This window comes from Vibrio aquaticus (assembly GCF_003970385.1).
GTDB lineage: Bacteria > Pseudomonadota > Gammaproteobacteria > Enterobacterales > Vibrionaceae > Vibrio > Vibrio aquaticus.
Genome location: NZ_RXZH01000006.1, coordinates 144,878 through 169,164 on the forward strand (window position 1 = coordinate 144,878; position 24,287 = coordinate 169,164).

Genomic DNA, 24,287 nt, shown 5'->3' on the forward strand with positions numbered 1-24,287 from the left:
ATCCTATTCTCATCGAATGGGATATTGACCTGACTTAGTAACGAAAATCATAAAACTTTAGTCTTAAGTTGCTATGTTGGTCAAAATGATGAGATTTTAATTTAAGGTTAAATTTGCTATTCTACCGCCCACAGTTTGGCCTCTCTGGCACTGTTTCTCAGTCAGCATTGAATGAAAAATATGGCAAGGAGAGCCAAGTTTCCAAGGATGTTCACTCCCTTATTCTTTGAATAAATAGCAATAAGAGGGAGGAACCGCAATGAGAGGAAAAAAGTCGTGCTTGAAGCCTACCGTAAACACGTCGAAGAGCGTGCTGCTGAAGGAGTTGTTCCTAAACCACTAGATGCTGAGCAAGTTGCTGGCCTAGTTGAACTTCTTAAAAATCCCCCTCAAGGTGAAGAAGCGTTTATTCTTGACCTGCTAGAGAACCGAATCCCACCAGGTGTAGATGAAGCGGCTTATGTTAAGGCTGGCTTCCTAACGGCTATTACTAAAGGTGAAGTAGAGTCTCCGCTAGTAAGCAAAGAGAAAGCGGCAGAGCTGCTTGGCACTATGCAGGGTGGTTACAACATTGAATCGCTAATATCTCTACTTGATGACGCATCACTAGCCCCGATCGCTGTTAAAGCCCTGTCTCATACGCTACTGATGTTTGACGCTTTCTACGATGTAGAAGAGAAAGCCAAAGCAGGTAACTCATACGCGCAGCAAGTTCTACAATCTTGGGCTGATGCAGAGTGGTTTACCTCGAAAGACAAAGTTGCCGAAAAAATCACGGTTAAAGTATTCAAAGTGACCGGTGAAACCAACACCGATGACTTATCACCAGCACCTGACGCTTGGTCTCGTCCAGATATTCCAGTACACGCAAAAGCAATGCTGAAAATGGAACGTGATGGTATTAATCCAGACGATCAAGGTAACGTTGGTCCTATCAAGCAAATTGAAGAACTGCAAAAAGACGGCATCCCACTGGCTTACGTAGGTGATGTTGTAGGTACTGGTTCTTCTCGTAAATCTGCAACCAACTCTGTGCTTTGGTTTATGGGTGAAGACATCCCATACGTACCAAACAAGCGCACAGGCGGTATCTGTCTCGGTGGTAAAATTGCGCCAATCTTCTACAACACAATGGAAGATTCAGGTGCACTACCTATCGAGCTAAACGTTCAAGACATGAACATGGGTGATGTGATTGATATCTTCCCGTATGAAGGTGTTGTGCGTAAAGATGGCGCAGATATCTCAAGCTTCGAGCTAAGTAAAGTTCTACTGGATGAAGTTCGTGCTGGTGGTCGTATTCCACTGATCATCGGTCGTGGTCTAACAGGCCGTGCTCGTGCTGCTCTTGGTCTTGAAGAAACAGACCTGTTCGCGAAACCGGTTGATCCATCGGCTTCTGATAAAGGCTACACATTGGCTCAGAAGATGGTTGGTAAAGCATGTGGCGTAGAAGGCGTTCGCGCTGGTCAATACTGTGAGCCTAAGATGACAACAGTAGGCTCTCAAGATACTACTGGCCCTATGACGCGTGATGAGCTAAAAGACCTTGCCTGTCTTGGCTTCTCAGCAGACTTAGTGATGCAGTCTTTCTGTCACACATCGGCTTACCCGAAACCAGTTGACGTAAACACACACCACACGCTACCTGATTTCATCATGAACCGTGCTGGCGTTTCACTACGCCCAGGCGATGGTGTTATCCACTCATGGTTAAACCGTATGCTTCTTCCTGATACTGTCGGTACAGGTGGTGACTCGCATACTCGTTTCCCTCTCGGTATTTCGTTCCCAGCGGGCTCTGGTCTTGTCGCATTCGCGGCAGCGACAGGTGTTATGCCACTTGATATGCCTGAGTCGATCTTAGTGCGCTTCAAAGGCGAAATGCAGCCAGGCATCACGCTACGTGACTTAGTGCATGCGATTCCATTATACGGTATCAAGCAAGGTCTGCTGACTGTTGAAAAAGCGGGTAAGATCAACGAATTCTCTGGTCGCGTACTAGAAATTGAAGGTGTTGAGCACCTATCTGTAGAGCAAGCATTTGAGCTTTCTGATGCGTCTGCTGAGCGTTCAGCGGCAGGTTGTACTGTGAAACTTTCTCAAGAGTCGATCGAAGAGTACCTAAACTCGAACATCACTATGCTTAAGTGGATGATCGCAGAAGGTTACGGTGATGTTCGTACTATCGAGCGTCGCATCACGGCAATGGAAGAGTGGTTAGCTAACCCTGAACTGCTTTCTGCTGACTCAGATGCAGAATACGCACATGTCATTGAAATCGATCTAGCGGATATTACAGAGCCAGTTCTATGTGCACCAAACGATCCAGATGATGCGCGTCTACTGTCTGAAGTTCAAGGTACAGAGATTCAAGAAGTGTTCATCGGTTCTTGTATGACGAACATTGGTCACTTCCGTGCGGCTGGTAAGATGTTAGAAGAGTTTAATGGCTCACTAAGCACTCGCCTATGGGTAGCACCACCAACGAAGATGGATAAAGACCAGCTAACGGAAGAAGGTTACTACGGTATCTTCGGCCGTGCAGGGGTTCGTATTGAAACACCGGGTTGTTCTCTATGTATGGGTAACCAGGCTCGCGTAGCAGACAAAGCAACCGTAATGTCTACATCAACGCGTAACTTCCCGAACCGTTTAGGTACAGGTGCCAACGTTTATTTAGCATCTGCAGAACTTTCTGCAGTAGGTGCGATTCTAGGTCGTATTCCGACGAAAGAAGAGTACCTAGAGTACGCTCAGAAGATTGATGCAACAGCTGCTGATACTTACCGTTACCTGAACTTCCATAAGATGGGTCAGTACACGGAGAAGGCAGATACGGTTATTTTCCAAGAGCCAGCATAAATCCTCGTCAAATTTGATTGAGATATAGAGCGTCTACTTCGGTAGGCGCTTTTTTTGTTTATAAAGCTACCAATTTCCAAATTGATTGAACCTGTCATTCCATAGACTGACGAAGGAAGGTGTAGGGAATCTCCTCAAGTATGTCGTTGTTTTAAAAGATCCCCAACTCATTCGTTTCTCATTCTTGAGGATTACAAGAGTGAGTTGCTATCAATCATAAGAATGGACTTTGTCGTCTATACCTCGCCTCACACTTATAGTCCTTGTATACTCCCGCCCATAAAGTTTAGAGGTGTCTTATGGAATTCGAATTTATTAGAAACACTTTAATGGGCGAATACTATGTTAAATCGAGCATGGGCCATGAGATTGTCGGTCGCTGGCTGCAAGAAGAGATCGGCAAAGATTGGGACAAGATTGCTCAAGTTGAACAGTTAACGGATCAAGCCCGACTGGAACCGCAAAAAGAACATCTGCTGCTTGGTACAGAGATCAGCGTAAATATTCAGGGCGATGAAGTGATTGTCCAAGAGAACGTTCTGGCCCATGGTGATGAGATGGATGCGGACAGTGAATTCGATTTTTATGACAGCGAAAGTACCGCAAGTTGTGGTCTTGAAGACTTCGAAATTATGTTAGAACAATGGAAAGAGTTTCTAACGACTAGATAGATGCACGGCATTGGTGAGGTTTTAGTGCCTTGCTTTATGATTGGGAAAAGGGCGCACCGAAATGGTGCGCCCTTTTTGCGTTTTAGTGGGTGAATGATAAAAAGTTACAATAAAAACAGTGACTTAATAAGTTGGCACGCACCTTGGATTATAGAAAACAAAAGGACGACAGTTTATAGAGAGGATGCGATGAAACTGATTAATGCGATTATCAAACCATTTAAATTGGATGATGTAAGAGAAGCTTTAGCGGATGTAGGTATCGAAGGGATGACGGTATCAGAGGTGAAAGGCTTTGGGCGCCAAAAGGGCCACACAGAGCTATACCGTGGTGCAGAGTACCAAGTTGATTTCTTGCCAAAAGTAAAACTAGAAATAGCAACACAAGAAGACAACGTGGACCGAGTGATTGAGGCAGTGACGAAAGCAGCCCACACCGGAAAAATTGGTGATGGAAAAATCTTCGTTTATGACCTGACCCAAGCAGTTCGTATTCGTACTAACGAAATGGACGCTGAAGCGCTATAAGAATTCAAAGGACTGGAGACAATAAGATGGAATTAACAACAACAGTAACCGAGTTACGCTACGCCCTAGACACCTTTTTCTTTCTCATTTCAGGTGCGTTAGTTATGTGGATGGCAGCCGGCTTTGCCATGTTAGAAGCCGGCCTTGTTCGTTCAAAGAACACAACGGAAATTTTAACTAAGAATATCTGCTTGTACGCGATTGCTTGTACAGCGTTCTTAGTGGTTGGTTACAACATTATGTATGTCGACAACGGCGAAGGCGGTTGGTTGCCATCATTCGGTACTTTGATTGGTACTCAAGGTGAAGGTGCGGATCACTCTTTAGAATCAGACTTCTTCTTCCAGGTAGTATTCGTTGCAACAGCAATGTCTGTTGTATCTGGTGCGGTGGCTGAGCGTATGAAACTTTGGTCATTCCTAATCTTCTCAGTAGTACTAACCGCCTTTATTTACCCAATGGAAGGTTACTGGACGTGGGGCGGCGGTTTCCTATCACAAGCAGGTTTCAGTGATTTCGCTGGCTCAGGTATCGTTCACATGGCGGGTGCAGCAGCAGCGTTAGCCGGTGTTCTTCTACTGGGTGCTCGTAAAGGTAAATACGGTAAGAACGGTGAAATTTACCCAATTCCTGGTTCAAACATGCCACTTGCAACATTAGGTACATTTATCCTTTGGTTTGGTTGGTTTGGTTTCAACGGTGGTTCTCAGCTGATGGTTTCAGACTTTGAGAATGCAACAGCAGTAGGTCAAATCTTCTTAAACACAAATGCAGCCGCAGCAGCAGGCGCAATTGCAGCGCTTCTAGTCTGTAAGACGACTTGGGGCAAAGCTGACCTAACGATGATTCTAAATGGTGCGTTAGCTGGTCTTGTTGCTATTACAGCGGATCCACTATCACCATCACCGCTTTATGCAGTAGCAATTGGTGCCGTGTCTGGTGCAATTGTTGTGTTCAGCATCATCGGTCTAGACAAGCTTAAGATTGACGATCCAGTAGGTGCTATCTCAGTTCACGGTGTGTGTGGTTTCTTTGGTCTGATGGTTGTGCCGCTAAGCAATGGTGACGCAACATTTGGCGCACAGCTTCTAGGTGCAGCAGTAATCTTTGGTTGGGTGTTTGGTGCAAGTCTAGTGGTTTGGGCTATCTTAAAAGCAACAGTAGGTATTCGAGTAACAGAAGACGAAGAGCTAGAAGGTATGGATATGCATGACTGTGGTGTTGGTGCCTATCCTGAATTTGTGACGGTAAAATAAGTTACAACTAGTTACATATCATTAAGAAAAAACCTGCTTATTGAAGCAGGTTTTTTTGTTTCTGGTCATTGTTTTCTAAATCATGATGAATATAATAACGCAACTGATAAACGTTATCATTACGATGTTAAAGGACTGAACCAATGAAAAAATTGCTAACTCTTTCTGCACTAGCGTGTGCAACTATTGCACCAACAGCGGCAATCGCTGCAGAAGAAGTGAACGTATACTCTTACCGTCAACCTTTCCTAGTTGAGCCAATGTTCAACGAGTTCACTAAAGAAACGGGCATTAAAGTAAACGTTAAGTTTGCAAAAAAAGGTCTAGCAGAAAAGCTAGCTCAAGAAGGTGAGTACAGCCCTGCAGACGTTATTCTAACTGTCGATATCAGCCGTCTATCTGAACTAACTAAGCAAGATCTAGTTCAAGCAGTAGAAAGTGACGTTCTTGAGAAGAACATCCCTGCTCAGTACCAAGACACTGACAATGAGTGGTTTGCTCTAACAACTCGTACTCGTAGCGTTTACTCTTCACGTGACCGTGTTGGTCGTCTAGGTGAAGACTTCACTTACGCAGATCTTGCTAAGCCAGAATTCAAAGGCAAAATTTGTACTCGTAGCGGTAAGCACCCATACAACGTTTCTCTAGTCTCTTCTATGATCGCTCATAAAGGCGAAGCTGAGACTAAAGAATGGCTAGAAGGCGTTAAAGCTAACTTGGCTCGTAAGCCTCAAGGTAACGACCGTGCACAAGTTAAAGCGATCAAAGAAGGTCTATGTGACGTTTCTCTTGGTAACAGCTACTACCTAGGTAAGATGGTTAACGATAAAGAGCAGAAAGCTTGGGCTGACGCTGTTTACATCAACTTCCCTAACCAAGAGACAACGGGTACTCACGTAAACATCTCTGGTATGGCGATGGCTAAGCATTCTCCAAACAAAGAGAACGCGGTTAAGCTAATGGAATTCCTAGCGGGCAGCACAGCGCAAAGCATGTACGCTGAAGTGAACTACGAATACCCAGTGAAAGCTGACGTTAAACCTTCTGAGCTAGTGGCTTCTTGGGGTGAGTTCAAAGCGGACACTATTTCTCTAGATGAGATCGCTGACCACCACGAAGCAGCTATCAAACTACTAGATGAAGTTAAATTCGACCTATAATGGTTTAGTAGTGGCTAGTTAGCCTAAGATTAACAGCCCTGAGTAACATTTCGTTACTCAGGGCTGTTTGTTATTTGTACTCTAGTGCGCATGATGCACGCTTATTAAGCCTCTTTCTTGCAGTCGCAGGAGTATATGGGTATAAATACCCTCAGACTATTAAAGGGATATGATATTTATTTGCAAACGCATTTAAGTTTCATACTGCCTCGTTGTAATTAGGCGATGAAAGAAAAAAATCACGTATGGAAGGCCAGTAGTGGAGCGTTAGCTCTGTTACTGGTTTTGCCGATCTTGGCAATATTCACAACGGCTGTGGGTGAAACAAATGAGCTCTTTTCTCATTTGATGTCTACGGTCATGCCTACCTATGCCTTCAATACCGTGGTGCTGGTTGCAGGTACTATGGTGCTCTCTCTTATATTAGGCATTCCTTCTGCTTGGTTCATGGCGATGTGCCGACTGCCAAGTGAACGGATATTGCAGTGGGCTTTAGTGTTACCACTCGCGATGCCAGGCTATATTGTGGGTTACATTTTTACGGACTGGTTTGATTTTGCAGGCCCAATTCAAATTCTATTACGTGATCTAACCGGTTGGGGCCCTGGAGAGTATTGGTTCCCCGATATTCGTACTCTGTCAGGAGCGATCATCGTTCTTTCCTTAGTGCTCTATCCTTACGTTTATCTCTTATGTCGTGCGGCGTTTATGGAACAGAACGTTTCATTACTGCAATCAGCCCGACTGTTAAAGTGTTCTCCTTGGGAGAGCTTCCGCCGAATTTCTCTGCCTTTGGTGCGCCCTTCGATTGCTGTTGGCCTCTCTCTGGTTGCCATGGAAACGATCGGGGACTTTGGTACGGTGAGTTACTTTGCGGTGAATACTCTCACGACTGCGGTTTACGATACGTGGCTAGGTTATTCCAGCTTAACCGCTGCCGCTAAAATTTCTGCGATTATGCTGGTTGTAGTGATATTGCTACTAAGTGCTGAGCGATTCAGTCGCCGTAAACAGAAGTTATTTCAAAACCAGTTTAGTAGCCGAGAAGATTTCCGTTATCAGCTGAAAGGTTGGAAGAAGTGGCTAGCGTTAACTTGGTGTTGGGGCTTGGTGTGTATTGCCTTTATCTTCCCGCTTGGCCAGCTCATTATTTACGCATACAAATACTTTGCCCAAAGTTGGACGGCCGAGTTTAGAGAGTACGCCTTAAACAGCTTGTACGTTTCCTTTACCGCTGCAGTGATTGGTGTCGGCGTTGCGCTTATTGTCAACTTTTGCCAACGTGTAAACCCTGGGCGCAATAGCTTGGCCTTTATGCGTTTATCCTCTATGGGGTATGCAGTTCCAGGTACCGTGTTAGCGATTGGTGTGATGGTTCCTGTGTTGTTTATGGATCATTTAGTCAATGACATCGCCAAGTACATGGAGTGGGGCAGACCGGGTCTAATCTTCTCTGGTTCTATGTTTGCCCTTATTTTTGCGATGGTTGTGCGATTCTCAGCTGTTGCCATTGGCAGCATTGAAAGCAGCTTGAGTAAAGTTTCCCCATCGCTTGATATGGCTTCTCGCACTATGGGTTGTAACGCAAACACCATGCTTTGGCGTGTGCACTTTCCTCTCGTTCGCCGTGGTGCCTTAATTGCGGGTCTGTTGGTCTTTATTGAGTCAATGAAAGAGCTGAACGCGGCGCTGCTATTGCGCCCGTTTAACTTTGAAACCTTAGCAACGTATGTCTATAACTTTGCCTCTGACGAGCATTTAGAACTGGCCGCTATGCCAGCGGTATTATTGGTTCTTGTCGGCTTAGTCCCATTAGTTATCGTTAACCGTTCACTGGAGCATTCCCACTAATGAGTTGCGCATTATCGATTAAAAACCTGACTTGTAAATACGATGAACAAACGACCGTTCTAGAGTCATTATCGCTTGAAGTTGATCAAGGTGAAATTGTCTGTCTTTTAGGTGCGAGTGGCTGTGGTAAGACAACATTATTGAAAGCGATAGCTGGTCTATTACCGCTAAGTTCAGGCACGATGAGCCTTAACTGCATGTTGATCGATGATGGGGCAAATTGGTTACCGCCAGAGCAGCGTAACATCGGAATGATCTTTCAGGATTATGCACTATTCCCTCATTTGACGGTTGCAGAGAACGTCGCTTTTGGCCTGCGTGATTTATCTGATTCAGACAAGAAGGCGAAAGTCGCCGAGATGCTCGAGCTTGTTCACCTATCGGGTTACGAGCAGCGTTATCCTCATCAACTTTCAGGCGGCCAGCAGCAACGTGTTGCGATTGCTCGATCATTAGCTTATAAGCCGGACTTATTGCTACTTGATGAGCCGTTCTCAAATATTGATACTCAAGTGCGCCACGAGCTGATTGGCGAGATTCGTAAGATCTTTAAGAAGCAAGGGGTGACGGCAATTTTCGTGACTCACAGCCGTGAAGAAGCATTTGCGTTCGCTGATAAGATGGCGGTGATGAATCATGGTGTTATTGAGCAATATGGCACGGCAAGTGAACTCTATTATCAACCATCCAGCAAGTTCGTGGCTGATTTCCTTGGTGGAGGCAGTTACATCACTGCGACTCGCTCATCAGAATCTGAGTTTGCAACGGAGCTTGGTTTAGTCGAAGCGACCGCTCAGCAGCACATTCAGATTGGTGAGCAATGTGAGTTACTACTGCGTCCACAGCATGTTCAGATTGCGGCGGCGGAAGAGAGTGCGGTGACGGTGCTTGAGCAACAGTTCATGGGTGATCACTGCCGTTACGTGATAGAAGCAAGTGGCAGTAAGCTATTAGCCAGCTCCTCTGAGCCTCTCTCGATTGGCCAGCAAGTGTCAGTCAAGGTTGAGACCCAAGGTGTACTCGCCTTCTAATCGAACAAAAAGCCCGACAGAGATGTCGGGCTTTGTTTTATGTGATAGAACGTGGTTAAAGCTGCAGAAAATCTTTGACTTGCTGAACCACGGTTTCTGCGGTTTCTTTGTCTGCCATTTCCGCAAAGATACGTAACAGTGGCTCCGTGCCTGAGAAGCGAGCAATCACCCAACCGCCATTCTTGAAGTAGACTTTCGCTCCATCTTCATAGCTGACTTTATCGATGTCATACGCAAATTCGGGTAGCTGTTTTTCAACGTAGATACGATTGTATAACACTTCCTTTTGCGCAGGTTTGAAGGTGCAATCGCCCTCTGCCGTGTAAGCGTATCCGTACTTTCCGTAGATTTCATCAAGCAGTTCAGACAGTTTTTTACCTGTTACAGACAACATCTCGATTAATAGGCTTGAGGCAAATACGCCATCTTTACCTTTGATGTGACCACGAATGGTTAAACCACCCGAACTCTCACCACCAATCAGTGAATCATCGGCTTCCATTTGCGAGCTGATGTGCTTAAAGCCAACCGGCACCTCGAAAGATTTCTCGCCATGATCTTCAGCGATCTTGTCGAGAATATGTGTAGTGGCAATATTACGTACCACAGAACCTTGCCAGCCTTTGTACTCAAGTAGGTAGTAGTAAAGTAGCATTAGCACTTCATTAGGGTGAATGAAGTTACCTTTTTCATCGATGATCCCTAGACGGTCAGCGTCGCCATCAGTACCAATACCAATGTCGTAGCCTTCTGCTGCCACAAGATGCTTCAGGCGATATAATGTTGCGGCACTTGGTGATGGCATCAAACCACCAAAGTCAGGGTTCTTACCATCATTGATCACGTCAACATCACAGCGTCCATTGATCAACACGGTTTGTAGCGCATTTTTTGCCACACCAAACATTGGGTCGATAAGCACACGAAGGTTAGCTTTTTTAATCGACTCGATATCAATGAAGTCAATGATCGAATCAACAAACTCGTTCATTGGGTTAATGACATCGACTAACTTATCTTCAACTGCTTGATCAAAGTCTACGGCTTGCACTTTCTCAAGTGTGAGTTGGGCGATTTGGGTTTCAATTTTTTCAGTGATGATCTCATCTGCGTCACGGCCACCCTCAATAAACACCTTGATGCCATTGTAGTCGGCAGGGTTGTGCGAAGCGGTGATACAGGCTGAGTAGGCGCAGCCCATCTCTTTGGCTTTGAACATTACGATAGGGGTTGGGACAAACTTATCAATAAAGCTGACTTTGATGGCATTTGCCGCGAGAACTTCTGTAAACCAACGGCCCGCTTTATCGGATAAAAAACGACGGTCGTAGCCGACAACGAAGCCTTTATCTGCCACGTTTTCGTTGCTAATAATGTTGGCCAGTGCTTGGGCGACGAGTTGGACATTGTCTTTAGTGAACTCTTCGCCGATGAATGCGCGCCAGCCGCCTGTTCCGAACTTAATCATGGTTTAATCCTTTAATTAAACAAAGAGCCTCCGTGAAGAGGCTCTGCTGACCATTAACCGAGTACAACAACTACGTCGTTGACGCTGCCATCAGCTTGAACTGGAACTGCGTTACCAGTGATTAGCTCACCGTTAACAGTGATTGATTTAACGCCTTTGCTCACTGAGCTTGGGTTTTCAACTTTGATGTTGTAAGTCGCGCCTAGCCATTGACGAGTTACTTCGAAACTAGGCCAATCCGTTGGGATACATGGATCAATCGTTAGACCATCAAAACCTGTACGTACACCAAGGATAAAGTTCGTTACCGCAAAGTATGCCCAGCCAGATGTTCCCGTTAGCCAAGGGTGATTTGCACGGCCGTGATCTTGGTGATCGCGCCCCATGATGAACTGAACGTATGAGTATGGTTCTGCAATACGTTTTTCGATGATGTCATTTTGATTATATGGGTTAAGTGCATCGTAGAACTTCATTGCACGATCACCACGGCCAAGCTTCGCTTCCGCTACCCATGCCCACGGATTAGGGTGTGAGAAGATAGCGCCGTTCTCTTTCACGCCTTGATATACGCGAGTCACGAAACCGATATCATCGTTTGGCGTTGCGAATGATGGAGAGTTTAGGTGCAGGCCGTATTCAGAGAATAGGTTCTCATCTACTGCATCCATCGCTTTCTCGCCACGCTCTTGAGAAACCGCACCAGAAAGAACGGCTAGAGTGTTTGACTCTAGGTGTACTCGACCTTCAGCTTGCTGCGCCGTACCGATTTTATCGCCATCTTTAGTTAGACCACGGATGTACCAGCCACCTTCATCATCCCAAAGGTGACTTTCACACGCTTCACGAACGTTCGCTGCCATTTCAGTGTACTTAGCGACATCTTGGTCTTTACCAAGGAACTTAGCGAGGTCGATAAATTCTTGTAGAGCCCAGAAATGGAGGAATGAAACCATTGATGATTCACCACCACCTAGATTTAGACAGTCGTTCCAGTCTGCGCGAAGGCCTTTACAGATACCTGTTTGGCCTACGTACTCAGCTGAGAAATCTAGCGCTGCTTTCATATGTTCATAAACAGAGGCATCACCACCGTCTGCGTATGGAATGACTTCATCAAAGAAGCTGTGCTCGCCTGTTTCCATAACGTACTTACAGATAGTCGGTACTAGCCATAGGTGGTCATCAGAACAGGTGTCTTCAATGCCGTGGATCTTGTCATCGTCTGATGGTGTAGGAACAACGGTTGGAGATTTTGATGGCTCGACATCCGCTTTCTCTGGATCGAACCAATCTGGATCAAATAGGTGAAGACCGTAACCCGCTTTCACCTGACCACGGAGTAGGTCAACGATACGCTTACGAGTCATTGCTGGGTTCGCATGAGGTACTGAGATGGCATCTTGCGCCGTATCACGATAGCCAAGACCAGTACGACCGCCTACTTCGATGAACGATGCAAAACGAGACCAAACGACACAGGTTTCTGCTTGGTAAAGTGTCCAAGCGTTGATCATTGTGTCTAGACCTTCATTTGGAGACTTCACTTGGAATTTTTCACAGCGCTCGTTCCAGTGTTCTTTGATACCAGCAAAAGCTGCGTCTACATTAGCAAGATCTTGGTACTTCTCACGCAGGCGTTCACCATTGCCTTTACCGATACCTAGAATGTAAGCAAAGCGAACTTCTTCACCTGGCTGGATAGTGAATTGCTTGTGTAGTGAACCACAATGGTTATAACAAGTTTGCGCAGTGTTTGAACACTTACCTTGCTCTACAGCGATTGGGTTCGCTTCATCACGGTATAGGCCTAAGAAGCTGTCGCGCTGACCGTCATAAGAATCTGGGCTGAATGTCGAGGCAAGGTAGTAGAAGCCTTCGAAGTCGTTGGTGTTGTAGTAAAGATCGTATTCGATCACACCTTCACGGTACTCAGTGCCTGCTGAGTAAAGAGACATCTGATGGTTTTGGTTATCTGATTGAATGTGGCTGAATGAGAACTCCACAAACGAGAATGCACTAATAGTACGTGGTTTGTCGGACGTATTCTTAATCACAACATCCCACACTTCTGCGTCTTCGCCTTTTGGCACGAATAGCGTCTTGGTTGCTGTGATACCGCTGTATTCACATTTGAACTTCGAGTAAGAAAGACCATGACGAACTTCGTAGTTCGCTTCATCTAGGCTTTTTGCCACTGGCTGCCATGAGATTGACCAGTAGTCACCCGTTTCATCATCACGCAGGTAGACGTAATGTCCAGGGCGGTCGAATGTCGCATTCGGACGGAATTTAGTAACACGGTTATATTCTGGCGAATTATAGAAAGAGTAGCCCCCAGCATTGTGAGAGATAACAGTACAGAATTTCTCTGTGCCTAAGTAGTTAGTCCATGGCGCAGGTACGTCTGGGCGAGTGATGACGTATTCGCGATTGTCGTTATCGAAATAGCCGTATTTCATGTTAATTTCCTTTTTACCAAGCTACCAGCGGGGTAGCCAAAACTTTAAGCTAGTGAAAACTGCGAATGACCATCATTCGCGCTGTTGTTATTTCCACGGTTGTCGATATTCAATCTGCTGTCTGTCGAGTAGATCTAAATGACTTTTTAACCGTGAGAGGTAGTCTTCCCAATCTCGTTCAGATTTCTCTGTCCAACAGGCTTCTGCCATGGCGGTTAATCTTGGGAAAACCATGTAATCCATGCGAGATTGGTGCGTGATAATCTCACTCCATAAGGCACACTGAATGCCTAAAATTCGTTTACGAATAGGGTCTGCATCTGGCACTTCGGCCAAAGGCTCATAACGGTAAGCACTTTCCAGAGGGATAACGGCTGCCCAATCCACGCCCGGCTCTTCTGGGGCGTAATCTTGAGTCATATCGAGATAGGTTGATTGACCGGGTTGGAGAATCACATCAAACCCTTGCTTCGCACAGTTTAAAGCCGCTTCTTCGCTTAACCAGGAATAGATAATGGTGTCCTTACTGACTTTATTACCGTGTTGAGCTTCTTCCCAACCGACCATGCGCTTACCCAAGGAACGCAGTTTCTTTTCTGCATAGCGCAGTAGATGACCTTGCAGTTCTTTCGTGCTTTGGTAGCCCTCTTTTTTCATCAATGCTTGGCAGGCCGGGCTTTCTAGCCAGACACCATCAGGCACTTCATCGGCGCCAATATGGACCCAATCTGATGGGAATAGCTCTGCGACTTCTTCTAAAACTTTGTCTAAGAAGTGGTAGGTGCCAGGCAGTGCAGGAGAAAGAACGTTGTCGTTGTAGTGCTGAATACTGCGGTATTGAGATTTATCCTCTGGCTCGCAAAGCAGCTCAGGCAAAGATTTGATAGCAGCGCGGCAATGACCGGGAATATCAATTTCAGGAATGACGTTGATACCACGGTCTTGAGCGTATGCGATGACTTCTTTGATTTCATCCTGGCTGTAATAGCCACCATAAGTCGCCGCCAGATGACTGTACTGGGGTTCAATCGCATGGCCTGTACCACGGTAACCGCCAATAGCGGTGAGCTCTGGGAACGCTTTGATCTCAAGTCGCCACCCTTCATCATCGGTTAGGTGCCAATGGAACGTGTTGAACTTGTAATAAGCGAGTTGATTGATGAGGCGCTTAACCATATCAACCGAATGAAAGTGACGAGCACAATCGAGCATCATGCCTCGATACTTAAAGCGTGGCTGGTCAACAATCTTCACATAAGGAGCGGTCAGGTTGTTCTCATCGTCTGATTGAATCAGTTGAATGAGACTTGCGGTCGCGTGAACAAAACCTGATCGAGAACCAGCTTCAAGACGAATACCGGAAGCGCCGATTGTCAGTTGGTACTCACCTTCATCTAATGTCGGGTTATTGCGGTAAATAATGTCGCTTTGACCAATCGTTTGAGCAGTAAAGTCATAGAGGTGGTGGAGCTCTAACTGCAGCCAAGTCGCTGCTTTTTCAGCAAGAGAGGCTTGTAACGTGATTTGACTGGAAGCCGTCAGTTTGAAGTGCCCTTCAAATTGTTCAATGCGATTCGGTTTTGGAATCAATGCGAGTGAGTTAGCTTCTACCTCTGGCAGTTGACTGTGCTCTCGGTAAGGTGAAGCGAGCACAATTGGAGTCAGCGTCACAGGATGTTGTTCTGCGCCATTATTGCTTATTAGCAACGCGTCTTTTAGCCCATCGGTATAGAAACGAAGCGGGGCGGTATTGATACTAAATTCGCAGTAATAGTGCTGGTTTGCTGGCAAAGAGTCGATATCTGGAGATAGGGTACAAAAGCTACCAACTTGCTTGATGTCACCATGAGTAAAGCTGTCAGGTTGAATAAAGCGGTCAACAATGAACTGCAGACGCCAGTCGGTGAGATCTTTATCACTTAGGTTATGCAGAGTTAAACCAAAACGACAAAACTGTTTTTGCTCAGAAAGTACAGCAAGTTCAACACGGTAGCTCATAGCTTTATCCTTAATACAAATTGTGCTCAGGTTTGCCTGCAAACATCAGAGCGCCTTCAATGGCATCAAATTGTGGTTCGACGATCCACGTTTGTACCGGTGGTGATAGCCAAGCTTTGATGCGTTCGGCAATGCTACCCATGAGACAGATTCGTGATGCGCCTTTGCGGTTTAATGCAACTAAGAACATCTCTATATCAGCAGCGGTTTGTTTCAGCATTTTGATCGCTAATGCATCTCCTTGAGCGGCATGTTGGAAAATAGCGGGAGAGAACTGACCATAGTCACGAGGCAAGGCTGTTTTAGACCATTCAACTATTCGGTCGATATCGTTGTTAAAGTGGCTCATCACATGCTCTGAAAGAGGCGTTTTTTCGATGATCTCATCTTGAGCGAGCAGAACTTGTTGAATGAGGTTAAGCCCCATCACTGCGCCACCACCTTGATCTGAAATCGGGAACTCTCGTCCTCCAACTACATGTTGAGTACCGCTGGCTAAGTAAATGCCACAAGACCCGGTGCCTGCGATCATGATTGCGCCATCATCGCCATTGTGAGCGCCTACACACGCACCGTACGCGTCAGTATTAAGCACTAGTGAAGCAAAAGGGTGAGGGAGGGCCATAAACTGTTGCCATGCAGATTTCTGCTCTGCACCTGCAAGCGCTAAGCCGACATGCATGGTTGAAAAGTCGGCGTCACTTAAGTTGCCTTGTTTTGCGGCTTGCGTAATAGCATCTACGATAGAGCTCATCGCGACTTCAATACCGAGTAAGATATTGGCACTTCCACTTTTCGCTTCCCCAACCAATTGACCGTTTTCTGTTCGGATGCGTGCGCGACACGAAGTACCACCGCCATCAATGCCAACGAAATAGTGAGACATTATCTATCTCCTTGTGAGGCAAAATGGGTTGAGTGATTGAGCACGGCCAATAAGTACCAAGCGCCATGTGGGATCCATTGCTCACCCCAACGCCAGTTCTGCAACATGTCATCTTTTTGTGCTGGTGGATTAAAGGCAATGTCATCTTCATCTTCAAAGCCCGCGGTGATGCCGTTACAAATCCCGCCTTTAGCATTGAAGAAGCCAAGGTCTGGAAGATAATCAGGGTTATTGTGACCATGCCCATCAAGCATGCACATATGATAAGGGTTAAGACCTAAGACCCAGTTGAGACAGTCTTGAGAGAAGTTCAGTAAACGTTGCTTTAATTGCGTATCTTGAAGATATGGTAGGGCAAAGAAAGCCATGCTGCTCAAAGAGCCTAGACGTGCATTTTCGCCCTGCCACCAGTAGCCTGTCTCATTGTTGTGCGCGACAAAGAAGGCATCTCGCTTATCGCTATCAACCGCTTTTACGTATTGACGAGGGTAACCAAATGGATTGGCGACTTTTGCGGTAATGTTGAGCTCAAATTCAACCGCTTGGGCAACCGTTGTTCGTGCTTGTTCATAGAGTGTGTTGTCTGACTCAATAGCAAGGTATTCGCACAACGCAATCACAGGAAGCCCCGCTTCAGCTGCGTGAAAATAAGGACGACTACCATCACTGTTTGCTGACCAGAAATGACTAAAGTGGTCGTCCGAGCGCTGGCGTTGTTGGAGCTTGTCACTCCATAGGCGGCACTCAGTTAGGAATTCTTCGTTGTTGGTGCTTTTGTATAATTCGATGGCCGCGAGCAGAGCACAATATTCATCAATAATGTTCTCTTCACCATCGTTTAGATAAGTATGATTGTGCTCTTTAAGGTGCCAGTAACCTTTGGTTGCGGCTGCAAGGTAGTCGGACTGCGGATACTCGCCATGCTCTGCTTGTCGTGCCGCTGCCGCGAGTGAGGCGATAGCAATACCACCGCCTTGTCTAAAGCCAGCCTGGTAGTCTTCCGATTTTAATCCCTCTTGAGTCGCGTAAGCACAAATCTCACGCTGATTGACGTCTTTCGACCATTTATCAAAAACGGTCATATAGAAAAAGCCAGCGTCGTCTTGCATGCGAACTAAGAAATCAGCGCCAAACAATGCTTCTTCTGTTAAGCGGACTTTTGAAAAGAGGGGAATACTTTCATCATTAGCGATGAGCTCAGCGCCTTTAAGCATATTCCAAACGACCATTGGAATTTGCTGAGGGTTAAGATAGTTGCCGTATGAGAGGTGGCTTAAATATTTGCTGACGTCACCGGACGCATCGTACCAACCGCCGTGAACATCCACTTTTCTTTCTGAACCCAACAGTGGAGCTTGACGATCCTGTTGATCAAATTTCCCACCACAACGCTGAGATTTAAAGTAGTGAAGAAGATCAGAGAAGGTCTGTTTTACCAGTAAACCTTGATCGATTTGGAACACTTCAGAGCGCAAGTTATCAACTTTTAGATAGTAACGACCGAGTTGTTCAAAGTGAGAGAATTCAATGCGAAAAAAATTCCCTTGGTGCCAGTTGGCGACCTTTGTACCTTTATTGATAGCAAAAGACGCTACAGTTTGATGACTGTCAGCACAGACTAACAGCGCAGTGGTAGACGAAAGTCGTGGCTTACGAGTCATCAAAACAGCCTGCTTAGGCCCAAGGGCTTCATAACCAATATGGTTAGTAAGTAGCAGCATTAAAATCTCCGAAAAATTAGGTATTATCGTTTTTAGTAACATCGCCAAGAGCCGAAGCTCTTGGCGACGAGATTAATTTTCGTATAAGTAACAGCGAACAAAGTGGTTGTCAGACAGCTGGGTGACTTCAGGCAACTGTTCACGACACTTATCTGTTGCATGCTGACAGCGACCTGCAAATGGACAACCCGCAGAGGCTGGAGTCCACAGAGGGATTTCCCCTTTGTTACCCTTTAGCTTCTCGTGAATGGATTTACTTGGATCCGGTACCGCAGATACCAACAATTGTGTATATGGGTGCTGAGGGTTATGAATAATCTCATCAGTGTCACCCCATTCCACCATATGCCCCACATACATAACCGAAAGATCTTCAGCAATGTAACGAGCCGTTGCGATATCGTGCGTGATGTAAAGGAGAGACATCTGTTTCTCGAACTTCATCTCTTCCATCAGGTTTAATACGCCTGCACGGATTGAAACGTCTAGCATTGATGTTGGCTCATCGGCTAGAACAACCTCAGCACCAACAGCGATGTTACGAGCAAGGTTTACACGCTGACGTTGACCACCTGAAAGTTGGTGAGGGAACTTCTGCGCTGTCTCTTTTGGCGGGATCAAACCTACTTGTTCTAGTAGATCGTAAACGCGCTCTTCCTGCTCTTTCTTATTGCGAGGATCGACTTTTTTGTGGATCAGCAACGGACGCAAAATATGGTGGAAGATGTTATGAGTTGGGTTAAGCGAACCGAATGGGTCTTGCCATACCATCTGAACACCTTCACGGTAGTGCATTAGATCTGAACGAGAGTTGATCGTTTGGATATCGCGACCTTTATACTCGATCGTACCTGCAGAAGGTGCATACATCTTTGCGATCATTTTTGCTGTGGTTGATTTGCCTGAACCCGACTCACCCACAACAGCAAGGCCGCGACTTTTATACATTTTGAAAGACACGTCATTGATTGCACGCATCATAGGTTGTTGTAAGGAATTACTATTGATCGGGAAATCCTTAATTAGGTTCTTTCCCTCGACTAGTAGCTCACCAAATTCTTTGCTCATAATTGTCTCCAGTAATCTTTTTTATTATTTCTCAATCGCTTTCTAGAGCTTCGCTTGAGCGATTGGCTCACCATATAGGTGGCAGTTTGAGAAACGATTTGGCTCAATCTGTCTTAGCTGGGTTGGGATACGAGTACAAGCTTCATGAACGCGGTCACAGCGAGCTTGGAAACGACAGCCTTGAGGTACCTCTAACAGGTTTAGAGGGTTACCAGGAATACCCGTTAGCTTAGTTTTAGGGCCTGTTAATGGAGGGAAAGAACTACCCAAACCTTTCGTGTATGGGTGGAAAGGACTTTCCAAGATCTCTTTTGATGGAGCTACTTCAATCAATTCACCAGAGTACATGATGCCGATGCGGTCTGAGAACTCGACCATCAATGAAAGGTCGTGAGTAATGAATAGGATAGAAAAGCCAAACTCTTCTTTTAGCGCATAAATCTTTTGTAGGATTTCACGCTGCACGACCACATCTAGTGCCGTTGTTGGCTCATCCATGATGATCATTTTAGGGTTAAGCGCTAACGCAATAGCAATAACCAGACGCTGACGCATACCACCAGAGAATTGGTGAGGGTAATCGTGCAAACGGCTTGGGTGAATATCAACGATTTCCAATAGACCTTCAGCACGCTTTCGTGCCTGTTCACGTGTCATGTTGGTGTGACGCATGATTACGTCACAGAACTGATCTTCCATCGTTAATACTGGGTTGAGGGCGTTCATCGCACTCTGGAAAACCATCGACATTTCGCTCCAGCGGAACGCCTGCATGCGATCATCGCTGTATTTTAGAATGTCTTCACCGTTGAAGATTACTTCACCACCGGTGATAAACGCTGGCGGCTTATGAAGGCGCATTAGTGAGAAGGCGACGGTTGATTTACCACACCCTGACTCACCGGCAAGGCCAAAGACCTCACCTGGTGCAATATCAAAGCTTACATTGTTACAGGCGCGGACATCGCCCGCTTCTGTAATATAGTCAACGCATAAGTTGCGGATAGAAATGAGTGGTGCTGTCATGATTATTTATCTCCGCTCCAAAGTGCATTTTGTGGTGGCATTTCTGGGGTACGTTCTTTCTTGTCTTCTTCAGCCAGTTTCTTCCAGCGTTTCATACCTTTGTGTGAACGAAGTTGCGGGTTAGCAATTTCATCAACAGCAAAGTTAAGTAGAGCAAGACCAGTAACGAGGATGGTTAACGCTAAACAAGGTGCAACCACTTCCCACCATGCGCCGATAAGCATCGCAGATGAAGTTTGAACGTTGTAAAGCATGATGCCCCAACTGATTGTGCTTGGGTCGCCTAGACCTAAGAACGAGATGATAGATTCCATACCAATTGCGTACATAACCGAACCGATGAAGCTCGCACCAACGATAGGGATTAGGTTTGGTAGAATCTCAACAAAGATGATACGGAATGAAGATTCGCCTAGAACTTCTGCCGCTTTCACAAACTCTTTCTCACGTAGAGCAAGTGTTTGAGAGCGTATTACCCTTGCGCCCCAAGCCCAGGATGTACAGCCGATGATGATGGCAATGGTGAGTGGCCCTGCCTCACCGATGAAGGCTGCTAGTACGAAAAGCAGTGGATATTGAGGAATAACCAGCATGATGTTCATCGCAGCAGTGAGTACGTCATCAACTCTGCCTCCGAAGTAACCTGCTGAGATACCAATAACGGTTGCTAAGAAACATACTGTCAAACCTGCACCAAAGCCCACACCTAGAGAAATACGTGCGCCATGTAGTAGCTGAGACCAGATATCACGCCCCATGCGACTTGTACCTAGTACGTGATCGGCTTTCTTAGACATGATCATGGTACGGCGGTCAGTCGCTAAGTTTTCTGCGACCCAGCCATCAGGGTTAGCTTGTGCTGATTTAACAATGTAGCTTGGGTACTCATGTGGGTTACCCGTGCGTTTGTCTGGTGCGTGTTTCGTTAGAAGCGGAGCTGCAATTGCCATGAAAATGAACATTGAAACAATCACTAATCCTACACACGCGTAAGCGTTGCCAAGAATAAGTTTAAATAGGTCTTTCATAATTATTTCCCTCCCTTACGAAGGCGAGGATCGAGAACAACGTAAAGCATGTCGGCAATAAGGTTAAACGACAGCATGAATAGCGTCATGATGATCAATTGGCCCTGAAGAACCTGGTAGTCGCGAGCGTGAATAGCATTCAGTAGTACAGTACCAAGACCTGGGTAGTTGAAGATGATTTCGATAATAAGCTGACCACCAATCGCCATACCTAATGACATTGACAGTGCAGTCACACTTGGAAGTAGTGCGTTACGAGCCGCATAGTTGAATACCACTCGGTTTTCGCTTAGGCCCTTACCTTTTGCCATCGTGATGTAATCTTCTGCTAGCAGGTTGATCATGTTGTTACGCATGTTTACCAAGAAGCCACCGATTTGGATGATAGAGGCACAGAAAAGAGGAAGTACAGCGTGGTAGGCCACATCTTTGTAGAATTCCCAGCTTAACCAATCAGGTGTCACGCCCGCAGTGTATGCGTAGCCTGTTGGGAACCATTTTAAGCCGATAGCGAAGATAAAGAGTGCCATCATTGCGATTACAACCTGAGGTACTGCTTGGATAATCAGCATGCCCGGCGTCACGAATGCATCGTACTTACTGCCGCGTTTCCATGCTGCGAAGATACCTAAAATTGAACCTAGAGAGAAAGAAAGGATAACCGCAGAACCTGCTAGGAATAGAGACCAACCAAATGCGCCACCGAGTAGTTTATTCACTGACAATGGGTAGAATTGGATTGACGTACCTAGCTCCCAGCTAAGAATGTTTTTCATGTAGGCAACATATTGTGTAAATAGACCGCCATCAACGAAGCCAAGTAGCTCTTTCATAGCAGCAATACGTTCCGGTGTTACCTGAACCGAAGCGTTCGCAAACATCATGGTCACCGGATCACCCGGCATTGCACGAGGAATAATAAAGTTTAGTGTCGCAGCAACTAACAAAGCGACAAAATAGAACGACAAACGTCTTAAAAAATAACCCATAACTCACACCTTACTCACCCAGATTTTCCCTGTTTCTGGTTTCAGGTCGCTCCTAGCGAAAACTTAAAATTAGAGCGAATAATCCCCTGACGACTGGCGCCATATTTTAAATAACTCATAGAGTGGGGGATTGAGTGGCGCACAGGAAGTGCGCCACAAGATAGAACAACTACTTATTTAACTGGTTTTAGGTCCAGTACGTGTAGTAGACGCTCTGGGATACCAGCCCAAATGTTTGGACGGCCTTTTGGATTTTCTTCGTTCCACCAACCAGTAAAGCGAGTTGTGTTGTATTGGAACATGTAAGCACCAGACATCACAGGAACAGTTACCTGGTCAGCAGCGATGATTTGCTGGATGCCGTGAGCGATTTCTAGTTGCTCGTTCTTATCAGCAGTCTTGTAGAAGCTGTTTAGAAGACCATCTAGCTTGTCGTTCTTGTAGTAGTGCATTGCGAAGCGAGGCATACCTTCACCAGACTGTAGTGCTGAGTTATAAGCACTGTTCCAGTAAGTGTATGGATCCGCACCGTGGAAGTAGTTTGTGTAAGCTACGTCGTACGTACCTTCAAGCATTGCTTGGTTGTACACAGAGAAATCTGGAGTACGAGCTTTCGCTTTGATGCCTACTTCTGCAAGTTGCTCAACGGCTAGTTGAACTGTGTTGTTGAAGTCAGTCCAACCGTTTGGAGATTGGATTAGAAGCTCGAATGACTTACCAGATGGTGTGTCAACGAAACCATCTTTGTTTACATCTTTAAAGCCAGCTTTCTCAAGTAGCGCTTTTGCACCTTCAACGTTGTACGTGTTGTAGCCTTTGTACTTGTCGTGAGTCTTTTCATCAGACCAAGCTTCAAATGCGTAGCCTAGACCAGATGCGAAGTCGTTCACTGTCCCGCCACCGTAGAATGCGATGTCGATAATCGTTTGACGATCAAGCGCCATAGAGAATGCGCGACGGAAGTCTACGTTAGTTAGCGCTTCGTTCTTCACTGCTTCTGGGTGCTTGAAGTTAACAACAAACGCTTGAGTACCTGCTGGCGGGTACCAGTACTGGTGATTAGGGCTTGCTGCAGCGTATGTACGGTCGATGTCTGGAATGAATGAAGAAGTCCAGTCCATCTCGCCATTTACAACTTTACCTAGGAATTGGTCGTTGTTCGCAATCTGAGGAACACGTAGACAGTCAACGTCTAGGTTGTCTGCATCCCAGTAGTTAGGGTTAGCACACTGGATGTAAAGCTGAGCTGTAAACGTATCGATCTCAGTAAATGGACCTGAACCTACAGGGTTTTCGTTAGTGAAAGTTGCAGGATCTTTTACATCTTTCCATACGTGCTCAGGTACAACTGGTACTCGTGCAATTTCGTAAGGAACGTTAGAGTTCGCTTCTGTTAGACGGAACTTAACTTGGTAATCGTTTAGTTTCTCAACAGAAGTTACCCAAGAGTTGATACCGCTTTGGTCAAGCTCTGGCTTTTCTTTAACTAGGTTGAAAGAGAAAATAACGTCATTTGCATCGAACGTTTCGCCGTCAGACCATTTCACGCCTTTACGAATATCGAAAGTCACGCTCATTAGGTCATCAGACATCTTGTAGTTTTCAGCCAAACGGAATACAGGTGTGTTGCCGTGCATTTCGTTGAAAACAACAAGTGGCTCGTAGATGAAGTCCGTTGTTGTATGAAGGTTAGTTGCACCTAGATACGGGTTAAAGTTACGAACGAAAGTTGTAAACTCTTTAGGGTGTACTGTTAGTTCACTGCGCTCAGCTGCTGCTGCAACAGACGTGAATCCTGTTGTTGCTGTTGCAATAATCGCTGTTGCTAGTGCTGTTTTTTTAATGTTGGCAAGCATAGCTGTTCCTTACTATTTGCTTTCATTTCACTTATATGGATGGAATGTCATCAATTGATAAACACTCACTAAGGCCTACCTCTTCAGGTGAACTTTTTCCGGAGGAGGTGAAAGTTCGAGAGTGGCCTGTAGGCCTTAGGCACAGTAAGAAAACACCTTAACGTTAATTTTCGCAATTGCTATTCCCGTTAAAATCGTCAAAAGACCACAAAACGCCGTCAATAACGTTAAAAAGTAATTTTTCGATGGCTTTTTGAACAGCTTTGTTGGTTTGAAGTCTGTCGCATTATGCTCTACCTTGCTCGTAGTTTGTTAGTGTTTACTTACCTCTCCTTTTTTGTTGTTTTTGGGGTTGTTGCTCGTATCTGATTCGTGAGACTTGTGTCACTAGCCTGCTTTCTTGTTAATTTACGTACTTAATTA

17 protein-coding genes are annotated in these 24,287 nt (G+C 45.7%); 7 read left to right on the plus strand and 10 right to left on the minus strand.

All coding sequences use genetic code 11. The features are described 5' to 3' along the window. Positions 1-276 precede the first annotated feature (276 nt). The 7 genes from acnB to EJ063_RS14300 all read left to right on the plus strand — a co-directional run bounded on the left by acnB (position 277) and on the right by EJ063_RS14300 (position 9,362). On the plus strand, positions 277-2,865 hold the full coding sequence (gene acnB / locus EJ063_RS14270; protein WP_126575029.1) for a bifunctional aconitate hydratase 2/2-methylisocitrate dehydratase: 2,589 nt from the start codon (positions 277-279) through the stop codon (positions 2,863-2,865). 299 nt (positions 2,866-3,164) lie between these two features. Then, complete coding sequence (locus EJ063_RS14275) at positions 3,165-3,536, plus strand: YacL family protein (RefSeq protein ID WP_126575030.1); 372 nt, start codon at positions 3,165-3,167, stop codon at positions 3,534-3,536. 189 nt (positions 3,537-3,725) lie between these two features. After that, the gene (locus EJ063_RS14280) at positions 3,726-4,064 is read left to right on the plus strand and encodes a P-II family nitrogen regulator (protein ID WP_126575031.1); all 339 of its coding nucleotides are present in this window, start codon (positions 3,726-3,728) and stop codon (positions 4,062-4,064) included. 26 nt (positions 4,065-4,090) lie between these two features. After that, positions 4,091-5,320, plus strand: a complete 1,230-nt coding sequence (locus tag EJ063_RS14285) for an ammonium transporter (protein WP_126575032.1) — start codon at positions 4,091-4,093, stop codon at positions 5,318-5,320. A 143-nt stretch (positions 5,321-5,463) separates the two neighbouring features. After that, positions 5,464-6,480 (plus strand): Fe(3+) ABC transporter substrate-binding protein, encoded by a 1,017-nt coding sequence (locus EJ063_RS14290; protein WP_126575033.1) that lies wholly within the window; start codon positions 5,464-5,466, stop codon positions 6,478-6,480. Between the two features lie 225 nt (positions 6,481-6,705). Next, positions 6,706-8,331 carry an ABC transporter permease gene (locus EJ063_RS14295; RefSeq protein ID WP_126575034.1) on the plus strand — a complete coding sequence of 542 codons (1,626 nt, stop codon included), beginning with the start codon at positions 6,706-6,708 and terminating at the stop codon, positions 8,329-8,331. Further along, complete coding sequence (locus EJ063_RS14300; protein ID WP_126575035.1) at positions 8,331-9,362, plus strand: ABC transporter ATP-binding protein; 1,032 nt, start codon at positions 8,331-8,333, stop codon at positions 9,360-9,362. Before EJ063_RS14295 ends, EJ063_RS14300 begins: the two co-directional genes overlap by 1 nt. Before the next feature lie 55 nt (positions 9,363-9,417). On the opposite strand, the gene EJ063_RS14305 is transcribed toward EJ063_RS14300, so the two are convergent. The 10 genes from EJ063_RS14305 to EJ063_RS14350 form a co-directional block, all read right to left on the minus strand. Further along, positions 9,418-10,830 carry a phosphoglucomutase/phosphomannomutase family protein gene (locus EJ063_RS14305; RefSeq protein WP_126575036.1) on the minus strand — a complete coding sequence of 471 codons (1,413 nt, stop codon included), beginning with the start codon at positions 10,828-10,830 and terminating at the stop codon, positions 9,418-9,420. Between the two features lie 53 nt (positions 10,831-10,883). Then, entirely contained in the window at positions 10,884-13,292 is a 2,409-nt protein-coding gene (locus EJ063_RS14310) for a glycoside hydrolase family 94 protein (protein WP_126575037.1), read from the minus strand. 87 nt (positions 13,293-13,379) lie between these two features. Further along, positions 13,380-15,290: a beta-N-acetylhexosaminidase gene (locus tag EJ063_RS14315; RefSeq protein WP_126575038.1), complete on the minus strand. Its 1,911-nt coding sequence runs from the start codon at positions 15,288-15,290 to the stop codon at positions 13,380-13,382. A 10-nt stretch (positions 15,291-15,300) separates the two neighbouring features. Next, positions 15,301-16,176 (minus strand): glucosamine kinase nucleotide-binding domain-containing protein, encoded by an 876-nt coding sequence (locus EJ063_RS14320; protein WP_126575039.1) that lies wholly within the window; start codon positions 16,174-16,176, stop codon positions 15,301-15,303. Continuing rightward, a complete protein-coding gene (locus EJ063_RS14325; RefSeq protein WP_126575040.1) occupies positions 16,176-17,897 on the minus strand; it encodes a glycoside hydrolase family 9 protein in 1,722 nt (573 codons plus the stop codon). Before EJ063_RS14325 ends, EJ063_RS14320 begins: the two co-directional genes overlap by 1 nt. Positions 17,898-17,969: 72 nt before the next feature. Beyond that, positions 17,970-18,965: an ABC transporter ATP-binding protein gene (locus tag EJ063_RS14330; RefSeq protein WP_126575041.1), complete on the minus strand. Its 996-nt coding sequence runs from the start codon at positions 18,963-18,965 to the stop codon at positions 17,970-17,972. Between the two features lie 42 nt (positions 18,966-19,007). Beyond that, on the minus strand, positions 19,008-19,991 hold the full coding sequence (locus tag EJ063_RS14335) for an ABC transporter ATP-binding protein (protein ID WP_126575042.1): 984 nt from the start codon (positions 19,989-19,991) through the stop codon (positions 19,008-19,010). 2 nt (positions 19,992-19,993) lie between these two features. Next, positions 19,994-21,019 (minus strand): ABC transporter permease, encoded by a 1,026-nt coding sequence (locus EJ063_RS14340; protein ID WP_126575043.1) that lies wholly within the window; start codon positions 21,017-21,019, stop codon positions 19,994-19,996. Positions 21,020-21,021: 2 nt separating this feature from the next. After that, the gene (locus EJ063_RS14345) at positions 21,022-22,008 is read right to left on the minus strand and encodes an ABC transporter permease (RefSeq protein ID WP_126575044.1); all 987 of its coding nucleotides are present in this window, start codon (positions 22,006-22,008) and stop codon (positions 21,022-21,024) included. 173 nt (positions 22,009-22,181) lie between these two features. Next, positions 22,182-23,864, minus strand: a complete 1,683-nt coding sequence (locus EJ063_RS14350; protein ID WP_126575045.1) for an ABC transporter substrate-binding protein — start codon at positions 23,862-23,864, stop codon at positions 22,182-22,184. Between the last annotated feature and the right edge of the window lie 423 nt (positions 23,865-24,287).

What these genes read in the sequence shown, in the direction of transcription:
- EJ063_RS14275 (WP_126575030.1), top strand. Translation starts at nt 3,165, where the DNA reads ATGGAATTCGAATTTATTAGAAACACTTTAATGGGCGAATACTATGTT.
- EJ063_RS14280 (WP_126575031.1), top strand. Translation starts at nt 3,726, where the DNA reads ATGAAACTGATTAATGCGATTATCAAACCATTTAAATTGGATGATGTA.
- EJ063_RS14285 (WP_126575032.1), top strand. Translation starts at nt 4,091, where the DNA reads ATGGAATTAACAACAACAGTAACCGAGTTACGCTACGCCCTAGACACC.
- EJ063_RS14290 (WP_126575033.1), top strand. Translation starts at nt 5,464, where the DNA reads ATGAAAAAATTGCTAACTCTTTCTGCACTAGCGTGTGCAACTATTGCA.
- EJ063_RS14295 (WP_126575034.1), top strand. Translation starts at nt 6,706, where the DNA reads ATGAAAGAAAAAAATCACGTATGGAAGGCCAGTAGTGGAGCGTTAGCT.
- EJ063_RS14300 (WP_126575035.1), top strand. Translation starts at nt 8,331, where the DNA reads ATGAGTTGCGCATTATCGATTAAAAACCTGACTTGTAAATACGATGAA.
- EJ063_RS14305 (WP_126575036.1), bottom strand. Translation starts at nt 10,830, where the DNA reads ATGATTAAGTTCGGAACAGGCGGCTGGCGCGCATTCATCGGCGAAGAG.
- EJ063_RS14310 (WP_126575037.1), bottom strand. Translation starts at nt 13,292, where the DNA reads ATGAAATACGGCTATTTCGATAACGACAATCGCGAATACGTCATCACT.
- EJ063_RS14315 (WP_126575038.1), bottom strand. Translation starts at nt 15,290, where the DNA reads ATGAGCTACCGTGTTGAACTTGCTGTACTTTCTGAGCAAAAACAGTTT.
- EJ063_RS14320 (WP_126575039.1), bottom strand. Translation starts at nt 16,176, where the DNA reads ATGTCTCACTATTTCGTTGGCATTGATGGCGGTGGTACTTCGTGTCGC.
- EJ063_RS14325 (WP_126575040.1), bottom strand. Translation starts at nt 17,897, where the DNA reads ATGCTGCTACTTACTAACCATATTGGTTATGAAGCCCTTGGGCCTAAG.
- EJ063_RS14330 (WP_126575041.1), bottom strand. Translation starts at nt 18,965, where the DNA reads ATGAGCAAAGAATTTGGTGAGCTACTAGTCGAGGGAAAGAACCTAATT.
- EJ063_RS14335 (WP_126575042.1), bottom strand. Translation starts at nt 19,991, where the DNA reads ATGACAGCACCACTCATTTCTATCCGCAACTTATGCGTTGACTATATT.
- EJ063_RS14340 (WP_126575043.1), bottom strand. Translation starts at nt 21,019, where the DNA reads ATGAAAGACCTATTTAAACTTATTCTTGGCAACGCTTACGCGTGTGTA.
- EJ063_RS14345 (WP_126575044.1), bottom strand. Translation starts at nt 22,008, where the DNA reads ATGGGTTATTTTTTAAGACGTTTGTCGTTCTATTTTGTCGCTTTGTTA.
- EJ063_RS14350 (WP_126575045.1), bottom strand. Translation starts at nt 23,864, where the DNA reads ATGCTTGCCAACATTAAAAAAACAGCACTAGCAACAGCGATTATTGCA.